The 1,270-nt window shown below is 73.4% G+C and carries 1 protein-coding gene; it reads left to right on the plus strand.

Annotated elements, in window-relative coordinates; translation table 11 throughout:
* Positions 1-1,270, plus strand: a 1,270-nt coding sequence (locus JM949_RS36010; RefSeq protein WP_203152479.1) for an ALF repeat-containing protein, incomplete at both ends; no start/stop codon positions are given.

Genomic DNA, 1,270 nt, shown 5'->3' on the forward strand with positions numbered 1-1,270 from the left:
CCGGGCACAGGCCATCGCAGCCGAGGCCGCAACCGCCGCCCGTCAGGCGCGCGACGCCGCAAACCAGGCGGCGCAGCACGCCGAGAATGCGGCCGCCGCGGCCGAAGAGGCGGTGAAGCACGCGGGCGAGGCAGCCGGCGCCGCGGGCCGGGCGCAGACCGCGGCCGACTCCGCGAAACAGGCCGCCGATGCGGCGGAGTCGGCTTCCAACATGGCCCACAACATCGCGGCTGTCGCCCGCGCCGCAGAGGCCGAGCGGCTGGCGCAGTCGAAGGCTCGGATGATCGCCGAGGCGCAGGACGCGAAGATCGCGGAGGAGAGCAGAAGGGCCGATTCGGCGTGGGCAGCCGGGCAGGCGGCAAAGCTGGACGCCGAGGCACAGGCCCTGCTGGCCACGGCACAAGACCCGAACACGCCCACCGAGACCGTCGTCGCGAACGGACGTCGGGTGGCCGCTCAGCTTGTCCGCACCGGCGGCAGTTGGCTCAAGTCCGCGGCAGAGAACGCGCTGGTTGGTTCCGAGGAGGAAGTTGTTGCGTTCGTCCGCACGGGCGTCGCGACCGCCATGGAGCAGGACGACCGCGCCAGTGTCGGCCACATAGCCGACACCTCGGCCAACGGTGGCGAGCGGCTCGCGGCCGTGGACGCCCTCGGCCTGCCCTACCCGGTGGTCAAGCAGTTCCTGGCCGACCGCTGGTACATGGGCAAGGAGGATGACGACCAGATCGCCATTGCCCGGATCATGGAGACCGGCGGGCCGGGGGTGAAGGCGGCAGCGCAGGAGGCGCTGCGGGGCACCCCTGAGGACTGGGCGGAGTTCCTCGCCGTCGGGCAGTACCGGGCGGCCGAGGACGACGACCAGGCTGAGATCGCCCGATGGCTGACCAACGGCGGGCCCGAGGTGCAGGCGGCCGCGCAGGCAGCGCTGACCGGGCCGCCGTCATTCCAGCGCCACTTCCTGGAAGTGGAGCTGTTCAAGGCCCAGCAGCGGGACGCCGACACGGCGAGCCACGTGGCCCACGTCGAGTCGTACCTGGCGGATGCGGCGCAGACGGCGGCGCTGGCCCGGCAGAACGCGCAGGAGGCGCAGGCCGCGGCTTACCAGGCCGCGGGTGCGGCGGCGGAGGCGCAGGCATGGGCTGCCAAGGCGGTCGCCTCGGCCAACCAGGCCCGGACCTACGCGGACCAGGCCAAGGCATCGGCGGACCAGGCGCAGCGCTCGGCGGACGAGGCGGCGGCGTCGGCGAAGAAGGCCCGCGATGCCGAGCAG

The sequence above is a fragment of the Micromonospora tarensis genome, from assembly GCF_016803395.1.
Classification (GTDB): Bacteria; Actinomycetota; Actinomycetes; order Mycobacteriales; family Micromonosporaceae; genus Micromonospora; species Micromonospora tarensis.